Consider the following 15,462-nt stretch of genomic DNA (forward strand, 5'->3'; position numbering starts at 1 on the left):
CTTTCCTCGTTACTGAACGAATTCTTTTGTTTCTTCCAGTTTCACTGAAACCATCCTGGAGACGCCGGATTCCTGCATGGTGACGCCGTAGAGGACATCCGCTTCTTCCATCGTGCCTTTCCTGTGGGTGATGACGATAAACTGGCTGTCGCCGCTGTATTTCTTTAAGTATTGCGCAAACCTGAAGACATTGGCTTCATCAAGCGCAGCTTCAACTTCATCAAGAACGCAAAACGGCACAGGCCTTACCTTCAGAATGGAGAACAAAAGGGCAATCGCTGTAAGCGCCCGTTCTCCGCCTGACAACAGATTTAAGTTTTGCAGTTTTTTCCCCGGAGGCTGCGCGATGATGTCCACGCCTGAGTGGAGAAGGTCATTCGGATCGGTAAGCTTCAGTTCGGCGCGTCCTCCTCCGAATAAGGAACGGAACACGTCATTAAAGTGAGAACGGATTTGGACAAACGTCTCATGAAAACGCTTCGTCATTTCGGAATCCATCTCTTCAATGACTTGGAACAACGTATTTTTCGCTTCTGTCAGATCATTTTTTTGCTCTGTTAAAAACTCATACCGCTCATTGACTCTTTCAAATTCATCAATGCTTCCAAGATTGACCGTTCCAAGCTCTTCAATTGACAGCTTGATCAGCTTGACCCGTTTTCTTGCTTCTTCAGGTTCTGTTTCGAGCTGATACTTTTCTTTCGCCCCTTCAAAGGATAAGCTGTATTCTTCCCGTAAATATTGCAGTAAATTATCGAGCTCTACTTCCATCCGGCCCAGCTTTACTTCTTCATCTTTCAGGATGGCTGTTTTTTGCTTGTACAGGCGTTTCATCTCTTTCAGTTCAAGCTCGTTCGTATCAAGAGCCCGCTGGAGTTTGACACGCTGGTCGCGACGTAACGCAATCAGTTCAATCGTTCTCGTTTTATCGTGCAGCTTATGCTTTGCCGCTTCTTCAAGCTGCTCTTCCCCGCTCGTGCTTGAGGTCATCTCCGAGGTTAAGAAGCTTAAATCTTCTTTCGTTTCTTTTAAGGCGAGCTGTGTTTCTTCAAGCTCTTTTTTCAGCCTTGTGAGATTTTCCTCTTCGCTCGTGCATGCCTGTTCTTTTTTCGCTGCGGCCACTTTACATTCTGTCAGCTCATGGGAGAGCGTTTCTTTTGTAGAGGATTGAGTTTGCTTTTGCTTTGTCAGCCTGTCCATTTCCTCTTCAAGCTCTTTCAGCTGGGTTGACGCTTCTTGGAGCTGCTCTTCCAATTCCGACTTGCGCATCTGTTTCTCCCGGCTGTTTTCAGTGAGTGACGCTTTCTCCTGATCATAAAGCTCCAAATGGGTATTGATGTTTTTTTCGGCGACTTCAAGTTCATACAGCCGGCCTTTTACATCCTGCTGTTTGCTTCTGAAGGCTTCACCGTCTTCACGCAAGCCGGTGAGTGTATTCTCAAGTTCCTGAATGGCTTGTTTCAGAGTTTTGACTTCTTTTTCGAGCACGGCCGTTTTTTCTTCCATTTCGGCAAGCCGCGCCGTCACTGTTTCAAGCTCACGGCTTCGGCCCAGCAAAGAATTGTTTTTCTTTTTCACCGCACCGCCCGTCATAGACCCGCCGGGGTTGACGACATCGCCCTCAAGCGTGACGATGCGGTAGCGGTGACCGAGAAGCTTGGCCAGTTCATTTGCGCCTTTTAAATTCTCGGTAATCAGCACCGTGCCGAGAAGATTTTGTATGACGTTTCGGTAAGCCGGGTCATATGTGACGAGCCCGCTTGCTGTGCCGAGAAAAGAAGGATGCCCTTGTGCAACCTGCTCGTCCCGCGATTGCAGCTGGCGGTTTTTAATCACCGAAAGCGGCAGAAACGTCGCGCGGCCGAAAGAATTCTGTTTTAAATATTGAATCGCTTTTCTCGCGGACTGCTCATCTTCTGTGACAACGTGCTGCGCCGCTGCGCCGAGCGCGATTTCGATCGCCGTTTCATATTTTTGTTCGGTGGTGATCAGTTCAAGAACGGCGCCCCGGATTCCGCCGAGCTGCTCCTTCGCTTTCAGTACTTCTTTTACACCTTGATAAAATCCTGAAAAGTCGCCTTGCATCGTTTCAAGCATATCCTTTTTAGACCTGGCCTGCTGGACAAATTGATATGCCTGATAAAGCGCGGATTCTTTCTTTTCATATTGGCGTTTTTTCTGTTCATATGCCGTCTGTACATCGCGGTATGTGCCGACCTGATTGTGAATATCTTGTTCAATACGGGCCAGTTCATCCTCACACGCCGCTTTGCGGACAGAAATGTCTTTGCGTTCTTGGATATATTTTTCGTTATTTGCGGTCAGTCTTGCCTGCTGGACGGCTGATTGGGACATTTGGTCATCCAAAAGCTGAAGCTCATTCCGAATCGCCGCCTGACCGTTTAACAGCTCAAAGTAATCGCTTTTTAATTGTTCAATTTTCTCTTCTACGTTTTCGTTGTGCAGACTGAGGGCCTGCTGCTTTTCTTTCACCTGGGCTTTTAATTGTTTTACTTCTGCCCGCAGCTTATCATAGACAGCCGACTGCTTCGAAATGCCGGCCTTCAGTTCGGTTTCTTTTTTTTCATAGTGCGTAACCGCTTCCTCAAGCTGTTCTTGGTTTTGTGCGGCGTTTTTTTTGCGTTCTTTCAGCACTTCTTTCCGGCCTTCGAGCTTCTCAAGCTCTTCACTTGTCACAAGCAGAACCTGCTGCAGTTCGTTTACTGATTCGTCAAGAGCGTGAATTTTATCCCGCGTCTCTTCAATCAGCGCTTCTTTGGCTGATATCGCGGACGATTCCGCAAGCTCTTCTTCTTTTGCCGTCTGTACTTTTTCTTTTAAGCCGGTCCATTTGCCATGCAGCTCTTCGATATCAAAAGCAGTGAGGGCAATTTCAACGTGCTCAAGCTCTTTCTTTTTCTCTAAATAATCTTTGGCGATAGACGCCTGGATTTTAAGCGGTTCGACCTGGCCTTCAAGTTCGTGAAGAATATCTTCCACCCTGTTTAAGTTATCCTGCGTCTCAAACAGCTTGTTTTCTGCTTTTTTCTTTCTTGTTTTATATTTCAGCACTCCGGCCGCTTCTTCAAAAATACTGCGGCGGTCTTCTGCCTTGCTGCTGAGAATTTCTTCGACTTTCCCTTGGCTGATAATGGAAAACGCTTCTTTTCCGAGCCCGGAATCCATAAATAAATCGATGATATCCTTCAGACGGCACTGCTGGTTGTTAATGAGAAATTCACTTTCTCCTGACCGGTACACCCGTCTCGTCACACTGACTTCGTGAAAATCAATCGGCAGAAAGTGATCTTCATTATCAAGCGTCAAAGTAACTTCAGCAAGATTCAGCCGTTTGCGCGAGTCACTTCCGGCAAAAATAATGTCCTCCATTTTCCCGCCCCGAAGCGAGCGGGCCGATTGTTCGCCCAGCACCCAGCGGATCGCTTCCGTAATGTTGCTTTTTCCGCTTCCGTTCGGTCCGACAACGGCCGTGACGCCTTTCACAAAGTCAACGGAGATCCGTTCTGCAAATGATTTAAATCCTATAACGTCTAAACGTTTGAGGAACATCTTAGATCCTCCTTATCGTATAAGTATCTCAATATTATCATAATCACACGCTTATATCAGTCGGCAAACATACTGAAATCCCCCTAGGAGATACAGGGGGATTTTATTGTTTCATATGGTGTTTTTGCAATTTTGCAAGAGCTTCCTGTGCTGCGTGCTGCTCGGCTTCTTTTTTGGAGCGGCCGTTGCCGATACCGAGCGCTTCGCCTTTAAGAGAGACGATGGCTTCGAATTCCCGGTTATGGGCAGGCCCTTTTTCATTGAGTATTTTGTACTCAAGCGACCCTTTTCCGTCCCGCTGTACAAATTCTTGAAGCTGGCTTTTAAAATCCATCACATGAGAAAAAGCACCATCGTTTATTTTAGGGAATACATAAACTTTTAGGAATTTCTGAACCGGCTCAAGGCCCTGATCCAGGTACAACGCGCCGATAAACGCCTCAAACACATCCGCTAAAAGCGCCGGACGCTTTCTGCCGCCCGTCATCTCTTCTCCTTTTCCCAGCAGCACGAGGTCGCCGAAGGACAATTCGTGGGCAAGGGAAACGAGTGACGGCTCGCATACGATAGCGGCTCTCAGCTTCGTCAAATCTCCTTCACTCATGGCCGGATATTTGGCAAATAAGAATTGGGAGATCGTCAGTTCCAAAACAGCGTCACCTAAAAATTCAAGCCTTTCGTTATCTTCATACGGCTTTTTCCGATGCTCATTCACATAAGATGAATGTGTAAATGCTTGATACAAAAGTTTCTCGTTTTGAAAATGAACCGAAATCCGTTCTTGAAACTCTTTAAATTGCTCTATTTTTTTATAGAACTTTTTTTTATCTTTAAAATGTGAGTGTTTTGACATAGTAACCTCCATAGGCACATCAGGTTCACCGCGCTCCTCACCATAAACGGAATCGGCAGCGCGCACAGCGTCATACGCTGATAACCGCACGATTAAAGGGCTAAAGCCCCGCGGTTAGGCGGGACTTTCAGCATCAGCTTATTGCTGGTTTTGTATGTAGTTCACAGCGTCGCCGACTGTTGCAATTTTTTCAGCATCTTCGTCAGAAATCTCCATATCAAACTCGTCTTCAAGTTCCATAACAAGCTCAACTACATCTAGGGAATCAGCACCTAAGTCTTCCTTGAAAGAAGCTTCAAGTTTGACGTCAGCTTCATCAACGCCAAGGCGGTCTACGATGATCTTCGTTACACGCTCTAATGTATCTGCCATAGCAATTCACCTCCCCTCAAAGTATTATAGTGGATTCGTTTTTAAAAAACTAGAGAAACTAGGATGAAATTTTAAAAACAAATCTTTACATCACCATTCCGCCGTCAATATGAAGGGTCTGGCCCGTCATATAACGCGCTCCTTCAGAAGCCAGGAACGTCACAACGCTGCTGACATCACCGGGATCTCCGAAACGCGCGAGCGGAATCTGTTTCAGCATTTCATCTTGGACTTCCTTAGAAAGCTTGTCCGTCATATCTGTGGAAATAAAGCCCGGCGCAATGGCATTTACCGTAATATTGCGGCTTGCAAGCTCTTTAGCTGATGATTTGGTTAAGCCGATCACGCCGGCTTTTGCCGCCACATAGTTGGCCTGTCCGGGGTTTCCGCTGACGCCGACGATGGATGATACATTGATAATCCGGCCGGAGCGCTGCTTCATCATCTGTCTTGTCACAGCTTTTGTGCAGTTGAATACACCCTTTAGGTTAATGTTAATGACGTCATCCCATTCATTTTCTTTCATTCTCATCAATAAATTATCTTTCGTAATGCCTGCATTGTTCACGAGAATGTCGATAGAAGAAAATGCCGCGATAGCTTCTTTCATCATGTTTTGTACTTCTTCGGAATTTGATACATCCGCTTTTACCGCGATCGCGTTTCGGCCCAATGATTTAATCTCATCCACCACTTCATTCGCTTTCGCTTCATTGCCTGAATAATTGACCACAACATTTGCGCCGTTTTTCGCAAGGTCAAGCGCGATGGCCCGTCCGATGCCGCGTGACGCTCCCGTTACGACTGCCGTTTTTTCATTAAGCATCCTGATTCTCCTCCTTCAGCGTTTGAATCGCTAATTCAATCGTCTCATGATCAGAAACCGCAATCGTTTTTAAGCGGCGGTTTACTTTTTTTACAAGCCCTGAAAGCACTTTTCCGGGCCCGATTTCAATAAAAGTCGTAACGCCTTCGTCAATCAGCTTGTTGACGGTTTCTTCAAAGCGTACTGGTGAATAAAGCTGTTCGATCAGTTTTTTCTTGATATCGTCTTTTTCGGTCATGACATCCGCTGAAACATTTGAAATGACCGGAACAGCGGCGTCTTTTAATTCGCAGGCGTCAAGCACCTCTTCAAGCTTTTGTGCGGCGGGTTTCATTAATTCAGAGTGGAACGGACCGCTTACCTCCAACGGAATGGCCCGTTTCGCTCCGTTGTTTTTCGCTTCTTCTGATGCAAGCTCTACGCCTTTTGCCGTTCCCGAAATCACGATCTGGCCAGGGCAGTTCAGGTTGGCAAGCTGCACGAGGTTGCCTTTTTCGGTCACTTGATCCGTTACCTTCTTCAAGGCTTCCGCGTCCATGCCGAGAATCGCAGCCATCGCCCCTTCTCCGGCCGGTACTGCTTCGTTCATAAATTCTCCGCGTTTTCTGACAGTGTAGACGGCATCTTTAAATGATATCGCTCCAGCCGCAACAAGCGCTGAATATTCGCCAAGGCTGTGCCCGGCTGTAAAATCAGGCGTGATGCCGGATTCTTTAAATTTTTCTAATACGGCAATGCTTGTTGTTAACAGCGCGGGCTGCGCGTTATATGTAAGAGTTAATTCACTGGCGTCTCCTTCAAAAATCAGCGAGCTGAGCTTTGTTTCAAGCGTCTCGTCCGCTTCATCAAAAATACGCTTTGATGCTTCTTCCCGTTCATACAAGTCTTTTCCCATACCGATGAATTGTGATCCCTGTCCGGGAAATAAAAATGCAATCTTACTCATGATGCGGTAACCTCCAGACTACTCATCTGTTTTTTCTTCTTTTACTTCTTCTTCAATAAATGCAGCTACGTTTTGGCTGACCATTTCTCTCGCCTGGCGCACTGCATGGTAAACGGCGCGTGCGTCAGAAGAGCCGTGCGCTTTAATGACAGGCGCTTTTAATCCAAAAAGACTCGCTCCGCCGTACTCAGAATAATCCATTTTAAGCTTCATTTCCATCAGTTTCGGTTTCAGCACCCCGGCTGCAAGCTTTGATGCGAAACTTGATGTAAGCGTGTCTTTCAGCATTTTGAAAATGGATAAAGCCGACCCTTCCAATGTTTTCAGCGTGACATTTCCCGTAAAGCCGTCTGTGACAATGACGTCGGCAGCTCCTTCTAACAGATCTCTCGCTTCAACATTTCCGACGAAATTGACGTTTGTTTCTTTTAATAATTCAAAGGTCTTTTTCGTCAGCTCGTTTCCTTTCTTCTCTTCCGTGCCGACATTTAATAAGCCTACCCGCGGCGAGGGTATACCGAGAACCTGGCGGGCATAGACAGAACCCATTATCGCATACTGGACAAGATGTTCTGGTTTGGCATCGACATTGGCTCCCACGTCAAGAAGGAGGAACCCGTCGCCTGATACGGTCGGAAGCGTCGGTGCGAGCGCCGGACGGTCAATTCCTTTAATTCTGCCGACGATAAACAGCCCCGCTGTCATCAGCGCACCCGTATTCCCCGCTGAAATGCAGGCGTCCGCTCTGTTTTCTGCCACTTCCTGCGCCATCAGCACCATGGAAGAATTTTTCTTTCTGCGTACGGCGCGGACCGGTTCGTCCGTCGGTTCAATCACTTCATCGGCGTGCAATACAGTGATGCGGTCTGATGTTGTTGGCAAATGTGATTCTATTGTTGTCTTGTCACCGACAAGCGTAATATGAAGATCGTCAAAAGCCTCTATACTCTTCATTACTCCGTCAATAACAGCTTTGGGTGCGTTGTCGCCTCCCATTGCATCTACAGCTATTCTCATGCATGCTCCACCTTTATGATTGTTTTGAACGGTACATGTCAAAATCCCCCGAGAAAACGACTTCTTCTCCTACATAGCTGTTGACTTCGACTACCGTTCTGCCTTTTTCTTTTTCGACTGCCGTCACCTTTGCTTTTGCAACGACGCGTTCTCCCTCTTTCACCTGTCTTGTAAAACGGATACGCGCGCTTGCGGTCAGCGCCAATTCATCATCAATTACGGCAACGGCGAGTGAGTTCGCCTGCGCAAACAAATGATGCCCCCGCGCAATTTGATTGCGGCTGAAGACATGCTCGCGCCTTACTTCAAATATAGAAATGGCCTGGCCGTCAAGCTCCAGATCAATGATTTCACCAATTACTTCATCTAACGGCAGTGACTTCACTTCGTCTTCAAGTGTTTGTTCTGCCACGTTTTTAATTCTTTCTCTAAGCTCCGGTATGGAGAGCTCTAAGCGGTCCAAACGGATCGTCTGAATGCTTACTCCGAATTTCCCCGATAATTCCTCATCTGTGATGAAGGGTGTCGATTTGATCGTCTGCTGTAATAATTTTTGGCGTTCTTTCTTATTTCTTCTCATCATTAAACACCATCCGGACAATTAAGACTAGGTACTAATAGTAGTATATAATTTCATAGATTGGAATGCAATGATTGTTTACGAAGAAAACCAAAATTTCCGGCTCAGCTTAATTTCTCGCCTTCAAGGACGCCGCTTGAGATTAAGTGATCCCGCAGTGCGCGGTATTCGTCATCTTTCCAGAAAGCCTCTGAGGATACAAGATTCGCCGCATCCTGCCGGGCCGTTTCCAGCGCTCTGTAGTCATGAACCATATCAGCCACTTTGAATTCAGGCATGCCGCTTTGTTTCTTCCCGAAAAAGTCGCCGGGCCCGCGCAGTTCTAAGTCTTTTTCTGACAGCTCAAAGCCGTCGTTTGTCTCCGACATGATTCTCATCCGCTCTTTGCCTGTTTCAGATTTCGGATCGGCCATTAAGATACAAAAGGACTGGTGCTCCCCCCGGCCGACCCGGCCGCGAAGCTGGTGAAGCTGTGATAAACCGAAGCGGTCGGCGTCATAAATGACCATGATGGTCGCATTCGGCACGTTTACCCCAACTTCAACCACGGTTGTTGAAACAAGAATTTGACAATGGTTGGCGCTGAAATCCCTCATGACCTGGTCTTTTTCATCGGAATGGAGCTTGCCGTGCATCAGCCCGACATTCCATTTTCCGCGGTAAACGTCAGACAGCATGTTGTACACATCAATTGCATTCTGCACATCAAGCTTGTCCGATTCTTCAATGAGCGGGCAAATGATATATGCCTGTCTTCCCTGCTTCAGCTCTTTTTCAATAAAAGCCAAAATCCGCTCCAGCATGTCATGCTTGACCCAATAGGTTTCAATCTGTTTCCGCCCGGCAGGCATTTCATCAATAACGGATACATCCATTTCTCCGAATACGGTAATAGCAAGGGTCCTCGGAATCGGCGTGGCGGTCATAAACAGCACATCAGGGTCCTGGCCTTTGCTTCTGAGCTTTTTGCGCTGCTCTACTCCGAACCTGTGCTGTTCGTCCGTAATGACAAGGCTTAAAGCTTTAAATTCCACTTCATCCTGAATTAAGGCGTGAGTGCCTACAAGAATATCAGTCTCTCCGAGGGCAAGACGCTCCAGCAGCTCCCTGCGCCGTTTTCCTTTTACGGAGCTGGTCAAAAGCGCAATATTGACATCTTCGTTCGCAAATAAAGATACGAGGGAGTCGGCATGCTGCTCAGCAAGGATTTCTGTCGGCACCATTAAAGCTCCTTGATATCCAGAGAGAATCGCGGCGTATAAAGCGATAGCGGCGACGGCTGTTTTCCCTGATCCGACATCGCCTTGCAGCAGACGGTTCATTCTGTAAGGCGATGTCATATCCGCCGTAATTTCACGCAGCACACGCGTCTGGGCATCTGTAAGCGAAAAGGGCAGGCTGCTGACAAAGGCAGTGAGCTTTTCGGCCGGAAACGAATGGCTGATGCCTTCTGACTGTTCTCTTTCCGCCTTTCGGAACGCCTGCATCTTCAGCTGGAATATTAAAAATTCTTCATAAACAAATCGGCGTCTTGCCTGCTGTAAAGATTCTCTCGTTTCCGGCTGGTGCATCGTCTGCAAGGCACGGCGGTAATCAGGCAGTTTGTAGCGGGTTCTCAGTTTCTCAGGAAGCGGGTCAGCGGCCGCATCAAGATGATGCTGCAGCGCTTCCTTGATAAATCGCCTCATCATTTTAACGGTGACGTTTTCTTTAACGGAATATACCGGCTCAATGCTTTTGTCTTCTTGGTGCGGGCCGTTTTTTAATTCCTGCACCGAAACGGTCTGCCTGTGTTTGTCCCATTTTCCGGATATCGTGACGACTGAACCGAGTGAAAGCTTCTTTTTTAAGTACGGGCGGTTAAAACAAACAGCCGTGATTAAATAGTTTCCGGCGAGCACTCTGAATGTGAGCCTGTTTCGTTTTTTGCCGTAATAGGTAAGAGAAGGTTCTGAATGAACCTTCCCTTCTACGGTGACTCTCTCTTCATGTTTTACTTCTTCTAAATCCCTCAGCTCATAGTCATCATAACGGTAAGGGAAATAATTCAGAAGATCAGAAATATCATATATACCCAGTTCATGTAATGTTTTTTCTGTTTCCGGCCCAATGCCCTTAATATCCGCTATACTAGTTTGCTGATGTTGTTTCACTTGACTTTAGCGCTCCTCCGAATATTTTTTTCTCTAATTCTCTTCCCGTCGGTGTCGCGGCTAAACCGCCTTGTCCCGTTTCTCGAAGTGCGGTCGGCATCGTTTGTCCGATTTTGTACATCGCGTCAATGACCTCATCGCAAGGGATGCGGCTTGTGATGCCGGCTAGCGCCATATCTGCCGCAATCATTGCGTTGGATGCCCCCATTGCGTTCCGTTTGACGCAAGGCACTTCAACCAAGCCTGCAACGGGGTCACACACGAGGCCGAGCATATTTTTAAGCGTAATCGCCATCGCCTCAGCTGATTGTTCGGGCGTGCCGCCGGCCATTTCTACAATCGCAGCCGCAGCCATCCCGGAAGCTGATCCGACTTCTGCCTGACAGCCGCCGGCCGCTCCTGAAATACTCGCATTATTCGCAACGACAAAGCCGAAAGCACCGGCTGTAAAAAGAAAGCGGATCATTTGTTCTGTCGTCGGGTTCAGCTTATGCTTTACGGCAAATAAAGTCCCCGGCACAACACCCGCCGAGCCGGCAGTCGGAGTCGCACAGATCGTTCCCATCGCAGCATTGACTTCATTTGTCGCTACAGCTTTTGAAACGGCGTCTAAAATAAGATTGCCTGACAGGCTCTTTCCTGATTGAATGTACGCCTGAAGTTTAACCGCATCTCCGCCTGTTAATCCGGTTTGGCTTGTAACGCCATTAAGCCCTTTTTCGACTGCGGCTTCCATGACGGAAAGGTTGCGCTCCATTCCTTGAAAGATTTCTTCTCTCGTTTTTTGGGTAACTTCCATCTCTTGCGTAATCATGACTTCTGAAATCGGAATTTGTTTTTCTTTTGTGATTTCGATTAATTCTTTTACATTACGAAACATGTCATATTCCTCCTGACTTTTTAGTCAGCTATCTTAGTAACCTGAATAATATTCGGCAGTGTTGAAAGTTCGTCAAGCACTTCTTCATCAATATTCTGATCGACTTCAATCGTCATCAGCGCAAGCTGGCCGACGTCTTTGCGGGCAACTTCCATATGGCCGACATTGATGGAGAATTTCGCAAGCACATTGGCAACCCCCGCAATGGTGCCGAATTTATCATTATGGACCACTAAAATGGCCGGGTGGTTTCCTGAAAGACGCAGGTCAAAACCGTTTAATTCCGTTATTTCTATTTTGCCTCCGCCGATTGAAATACCGGTAAGGGCAAGCTCTCCCTCATCATCCGAAATGACGATGCGCGCCGTGTTCGGATGAACGGGCACGGCATCTTCAGTGCGGAACTCTACATGTATGCCCTTTTCTTCAGCGATTTGAATCGCTGTTTTAATTCGTTCATCAAATGTATCAAAATCAAGCAGGCCGCCGATAATGGCGACGTCAGTGCCATGTCCCTTGTACGTTTCCGCAAACGATCCGTAAAAGGATACAACGATACGCCGGGGCTCCCGCCTGAATAAACTTCTGGCCACTCTGCCGATCCGTGCGGCTCCTGCGGTATGTGAGCTGGATGGGCCGATCATTACCGGACCGATAATATCAAAAACGCTCCTATACTTCATGGTGTTTGTTCCTCCTTATCGTCACTTCTTCAGCGCTTTTCTTTAGACTAATTGATCATTTATAAATTGGCAAGCCGGCGCACTGCCGCACTGGCGCAGGTAAATAACGGCATAAGAATAGAAGGGCCTGAAAGCCCTTCTATTCCGCCGCAAATATATATGGGTACAGAGGCTGTCTGCCGTTATGGATTTCAACCTCGATATCGTCGTAAACGCTTGTGAGATAATCTCCGAGTTTCTCAGCTTCTTCTTCTGATGCGTCCTCTCCATACAAAATGGTTACGATTTCATCTTCTTCCCCAATCATTTCATCAAGCAGCAATTTTGCGGCAGAAAGCCGATCGCCGGCGCTGCCGATAATCGAGCTGTTTAAAATTCCGATAAAATCACCTTTTTTAATATCCTTGCCGTCTATGTGGGTATCCCTGACAGAGTAGGTCACCTGGCCGCTTTTCACATGCTGTATCGCTTCAAGCATGCCGGCCTCATTCACCCCTGCCGGCTGCTCGGGATTAAACGCAAGCAGCGCAGCCATACCTTGAGGCACCGTTTTAGCCGGAATGACAATTACCTTTTCCTCAGCAACACTCGCCGCTTGATTGGCTGCCATCACAATATTCGAATTGTTCGGAAGAATGAAAACCGTTTCCGCGTTTACAGACTTTACGGCCTCAACAATATCTTCAGTGCTGGGGTTCATCGTCTGCCCGCCTTCAATGACATGTGACGCGCCGATGCTTGTAAACAGTTCAGAAATGCCTTCCCCCATGGCCACAGTCACGATTCCAAAAGGTGTTCGCGCCGCCTTCGAGACGCCTGCCGGCTTCTGCTCCCCGGCCTCTTGGCTGAGAATGGAGGTATGCTGTTCCCTCATGTTTTCAATTTTGATTTTGATTAAATCACCGTAACGCTGTGCCAAATTGAGCACGTTTCCCGGTTCCTCGGCATGAATATGGACTTTTGCCAGCGTATCATCGGCAACGACCAGCAATGAATCGCCGAAACGGCTCAGCTCGTTTCTGAACGTATCTTCACTGAACGTTCGTTTATCTTGGTCCAGCCTTACCATAACTTCTGTACAAAATCCGAATTCAATATCTTCTGTACTCAGCATGCTCTGCGCGCTTTTATGATGCTCGGCATTCACCATATCGTCGAGCGCCGGCAGAACCGCTTTTTTTGAAACGGTTTCGCCTTTTAATGAAGATAAAAAGCCTTCATATACACAAAGCAGGCCTTTTCCGCCGCTGTCAACGACACCGACGTCCTTTAAAACAGGGAGCAGGTCCGGCGTGCGGTTCAGTGACGCTTCCGCTTCTTCAACGACCGCCTCCATTAACGCAATGATATCGGTTTCTTCTTTGGCTGAGGCGACCGCTTTTTTAGCCGCGTCTTTCGCCACCGTTAAAATTGTTCCTTCAACCGGCTTCATCACCGCTTTATATGCCATATCCACTCCAGCTTGAAGAGCCGCGGCAAATTCTTTGGCGTTTATTTCTTTTTTGTTCTCAATGCTTTTTGTGAAGCCTCTGAATAATTGGGACAAGATCACCCCTGAGTTCCCTCTGGCTCCCATAAGCAGGCCTTTTGACAAGGCGATGCCGACTTTGCCGATTTCAGGTGAGTCAAGGTGCTCAACTTCCCTCGCGCCTGATGACATGGATAAATTCATGTTTGTTCCGGTATCGCCGTCAGGCACAGGAAATACGTTCAGCGCATCGACTGCGGATGCGTTTTGAGACAATGTCTCAGCCCCCGCCAGAATCATTGCCGCAAAAGCTCTCCCATCTAAGTTTCGTCTAGACAATACTCATCCTCCTCACTACGGGTTCGTTACACGTACTCCTTGGACATAAATATTTACAGAATCCACTGCAAGTCCGATTGTTTGATTTACTGTGTATTTTACTTTCGTCTGAACATTGTAGGCTACCTCTGATATTTTTGTGCCGTAGCTGACAATAATGTACATGTCGATATGTATTTGTTCTGCTTCCTGGCGGACATGCACGCCTCTTGCGAAGTTCTCTTTCCGGAGGATTTCAGACAAACCGTCTTTAATCTGGTTTTTTGAGGCCATCCCCACTATTCCGTAACAGTCAATGGCAGCGCCTCCGGCAACCATTGCGATGACTTCGTTGGATATATCAATCTGTCCGTATTTTGTCTTCATTTCAATGGACACACAAGTTCCTCCTTCGGGTGCATAGAGTTATAGTTATTCTACTATATGTATTCCATTATGAAAAGAAAAGATACAGACAGCAACATTGCAAGAAGAAATGTTGCTGCTTTTACATGTCAAGTGATTTTTCTTGAAAGTAGGGTAAACAATAGTTGCAAACGGTTTTTAGCTGTGGTAAATTATTTAAAGTATTGTATAACGAAAGCATCTAAGACACTATGTTTGGAAAAGATGTTTCGCGCAGTTAGGAGGGAAACAAATGGCACGTAAATGTTTTATTACAGGTAAAAAAACAAAAGCCGGCAACAGCCGTTCTCACGCAATGAACGCTTCTAAGCGTACTTGGGGCGCCAACCTTCAAAAGGTCCGCATCCTTGTTGACGGCAAACCTAAAAAAGTATATGTATCTGCTCGGGCTTTGAAATCCGGTAAAGTTGAGCGTGTATAAGCAAAAATGAACGCCTGCCCCTTTTATGCGGCAGGCGTTTTTATGTGTTCAAAGAGGGCAATTCAGCTTCTGAGGCTTACTCTTTTCTAAATGAGCTCAGCATCGCCCGGACAATTCCTCCTAAAAACTTCGGCAATTTAATGGTATAAAATTTCATTTTTGTCCCCTCCTATAAGTCCCGTATCCGCTGCGTTCATCACTTTAGGATTCATGGTTTTTCCGTATATGGCAGAAGCCGCTTTTTTAATCCGCGCTCCTTACCATTATTAATATGCCTTTTGCAAACGAAAAAGTACCTCGTGAATGAATGAGTTCGTTACTAATACATAGTGTGGAACCGAGGGTAATATGACAATTATTCAGCGGATATTTGAAACCTTCCAGGGTCAGGCCGTCTGCGGCTTCCGTAAAGGGGATAAATGAAATATAGCGTTTGTCGCTTCTTGCATCAAGCGTATAACACCCCGGAGCGAACATTTGAATTTCATTCTGCCGGTCTATCAGCCTGATGGAGGCGTTTGTTTTTAAGCCTTTGTAAAGAAGCTGAATGTTCCCTAAAAAGTGGTCGGCTCTCCCGCCCGTAACACCGAACATGTGAATGTTGTTCGCATCCATCTTTAAAGCCCAGTCAAGGGCCAGCTCAAGATCGGTCTGATCCTTTTCTGCCTGAAAGACATGCAGGCCGGGCGCCGCTTTTTCAATTTGCCCGCGCTCCTTATCTGTTATGCTGTCAAAATCGCCGAACGCTTCTTTCGGAATCAGCCCGGCTTGTAAGAGAGTGACCGTACCCTTATCCACTCCGACCCACGTCGTATCGCTGTCCGTATACTTGGTCAGATCAGGGATGAGCTCAGGAGGGCCGCCTGCAACGATATTGATTGTATTCATATGGCTTTCCTTTCTCTTTCAACCAGGAAAAGAGCCTATTCGGCTGACGCCGGGCTCTTTT

15 protein-coding genes are annotated in these 15,462 nt (G+C 47.0%); 1 reads left to right on the forward strand and 14 read right to left on the reverse strand.

Annotated elements, in window-relative coordinates; genetic code table 11:
* Positions 1-9 precede the first annotated feature (9 nt).
* From smc to J7E26_RS05420, 12 genes are all read right to left on the reverse strand, one after another.
* Positions 10-3,570, reverse strand: coding sequence for a chromosome segregation protein SMC (smc, locus tag J7E26_RS05365; protein ID WP_214799365.1), 3,561 nt, complete (start codon positions 3,568-3,570; stop codon positions 10-12).
* Positions 3,571-3,673: 103 nt separating this feature from the next.
* Complete coding sequence (rncS, locus tag J7E26_RS05370; protein WP_214799368.1) at positions 3,674-4,423, reverse strand: ribonuclease III; 750 nt, start codon at positions 4,421-4,423, stop codon at positions 3,674-3,676.
* A gap of 138 nt (positions 4,424-4,561) precedes the next feature.
* Positions 4,562-4,795, reverse strand: coding sequence for an acyl carrier protein (gene acpP, locus J7E26_RS05375; RefSeq protein ID WP_003154310.1), 234 nt, complete (start codon positions 4,793-4,795; stop codon positions 4,562-4,564).
* Positions 4,796-4,880: 85 nt separating this feature from the next.
* Positions 4,881-5,621 (reverse strand): 3-oxoacyl-[acyl-carrier-protein] reductase, encoded by a 741-nt coding sequence (gene fabG, locus J7E26_RS05380; RefSeq protein ID WP_214799370.1) that lies wholly within the window; start codon positions 5,619-5,621, stop codon positions 4,881-4,883.
* Complete coding sequence (gene fabD / locus J7E26_RS05385; RefSeq protein ID WP_214799372.1) at positions 5,614-6,567, reverse strand: ACP S-malonyltransferase; 954 nt, start codon at positions 6,565-6,567, stop codon at positions 5,614-5,616. Before fabD ends, fabG begins: the two co-directional genes overlap by 8 nt.
* A gap of 18 nt (positions 6,568-6,585) precedes the next feature.
* Positions 6,586-7,584: a phosphate acyltransferase PlsX gene (gene plsX, locus J7E26_RS05390; RefSeq protein WP_214799375.1), complete on the reverse strand. Its 999-nt coding sequence runs from the start codon at positions 7,582-7,584 to the stop codon at positions 6,586-6,588.
* Positions 7,585-7,597: 13 nt separating this feature from the next.
* Positions 7,598-8,164 (reverse strand): transcription factor FapR, encoded by a 567-nt coding sequence (gene fapR / locus J7E26_RS05395; RefSeq protein WP_214799913.1) that lies wholly within the window; start codon positions 8,162-8,164, stop codon positions 7,598-7,600.
* A 104-nt stretch (positions 8,165-8,268) separates the two neighbouring features.
* Entirely contained in the window at positions 8,269-10,317 is a 2,049-nt protein-coding gene (recG, locus tag J7E26_RS05400) for an ATP-dependent DNA helicase RecG (RefSeq protein ID WP_214799376.1), read from the reverse strand.
* Positions 10,295-11,197, reverse strand: a complete 903-nt coding sequence (sdaAA, locus tag J7E26_RS05405) for an L-serine ammonia-lyase, iron-sulfur-dependent, subunit alpha (protein WP_214799378.1) — start codon at positions 11,195-11,197, stop codon at positions 10,295-10,297. The genes recG and sdaAA overlap by 23 nt, the downstream gene beginning before the upstream one ends.
* Positions 11,198-11,217: 20 nt before the next feature.
* Positions 11,218-11,880 (reverse strand): L-serine ammonia-lyase, iron-sulfur-dependent subunit beta, encoded by a 663-nt coding sequence (sdaAB, locus tag J7E26_RS05410; protein WP_214799380.1) that lies wholly within the window; start codon positions 11,878-11,880, stop codon positions 11,218-11,220.
* A gap of 139 nt (positions 11,881-12,019) precedes the next feature.
* Positions 12,020-13,687, reverse strand: a complete 1,668-nt coding sequence (locus J7E26_RS05415; RefSeq protein ID WP_214799382.1) for a DAK2 domain-containing protein — start codon at positions 13,685-13,687, stop codon at positions 12,020-12,022.
* Positions 13,688-13,702: 15 nt separating this feature from the next.
* Entirely contained in the window at positions 13,703-14,065 is a 363-nt protein-coding gene (locus J7E26_RS05420; RefSeq protein WP_061520482.1) for an Asp23/Gls24 family envelope stress response protein, read from the reverse strand.
* A 259-nt stretch (positions 14,066-14,324) separates the two neighbouring features.
* Here J7E26_RS05420 and rpmB point away from each other — a divergent pair, with 259 nt between their 5' ends.
* Entirely contained in the window at positions 14,325-14,513 is a 189-nt protein-coding gene (gene rpmB, locus J7E26_RS05425) for a 50S ribosomal protein L28 (RefSeq protein WP_214799384.1), read from the forward strand.
* Positions 14,514-14,589: 76 nt separating this feature from the next.
* Here rpmB and spoVM read toward each other — a convergent pair whose 3' ends face one another.
* Positions 14,590-14,670 carry a stage V sporulation protein SpoVM gene (gene spoVM / locus J7E26_RS05430; protein WP_061520481.1) on the reverse strand — a complete coding sequence of 27 codons (81 nt, stop codon included), beginning with the start codon at positions 14,668-14,670 and terminating at the stop codon, positions 14,590-14,592.
* Positions 14,671-14,756: 86 nt separating this feature from the next.
* Positions 14,757-15,401, reverse strand: a complete 645-nt coding sequence (locus tag J7E26_RS05435) for a thiamine diphosphokinase (RefSeq protein ID WP_214799386.1) — start codon at positions 15,399-15,401, stop codon at positions 14,757-14,759.
* Positions 15,402-15,462 lie beyond the last annotated feature (61 nt).

This window comes from Bacillus sp. ISL-51, from assembly GCF_018613535.1.
Lineage (GTDB): Bacteria > Bacillota > Bacilli > Bacillales > Bacillaceae > Bacillus.

Bases quoted from the DNA above. Each gene is read 5' to 3' on its own strand.
- smc (WP_214799365.1), bottom strand. From the start codon at position 3,570: ATGTTCCTCAAACGTTTAGACGTTATAGGATTTAAATCATTTGCAGAA.
- rncS (WP_214799368.1), bottom strand. From the start codon at position 4,423: ATGTCAAAACACTCACATTTTAAAGATAAAAAAAAGTTCTATAAAAAA.
- acpP (WP_003154310.1), bottom strand. From the start codon at position 4,795: ATGGCAGATACATTAGAGCGTGTAACGAAGATCATCGTAGACCGCCTT.
- fabG (WP_214799370.1), bottom strand. From the start codon at position 5,621: ATGCTTAATGAAAAAACGGCAGTCGTAACGGGAGCGTCACGCGGCATC.
- fabD (WP_214799372.1), bottom strand. From the start codon at position 6,567: ATGAGTAAGATTGCATTTTTATTTCCCGGACAGGGATCACAATTCATC.
- plsX (WP_214799375.1), bottom strand. From the start codon at position 7,584: ATGAGAATAGCTGTAGATGCAATGGGAGGCGACAACGCACCCAAAGCT.
- fapR (WP_214799913.1), bottom strand. From the start codon at position 8,164: ATGAGAAGAAATAAGAAAGAACGCCAAAAATTATTACAGCAGACGATC.
- sdaAA (WP_214799378.1), bottom strand. From the start codon at position 11,197: ATGTTTCGTAATGTAAAAGAATTAATCGAAATCACAAAAGAAAAACAA.
- sdaAB (WP_214799380.1), bottom strand. From the start codon at position 11,880: ATGAAGTATAGGAGCGTTTTTGATATTATCGGTCCGGTAATGATCGGC.
- rpmB (WP_214799384.1), top strand. From the start codon at position 14,325: ATGGCACGTAAATGTTTTATTACAGGTAAAAAAACAAAAGCCGGCAAC.
- spoVM (WP_061520481.1), bottom strand. From the start codon at position 14,670: ATGAAATTTTATACCATTAAATTGCCGAAGTTTTTAGGAGGAATTGTC.
- J7E26_RS05435 (WP_214799386.1), bottom strand. From the start codon at position 15,401: ATGAATACAATCAATATCGTTGCAGGCGGCCCTCCTGAGCTCATCCCT.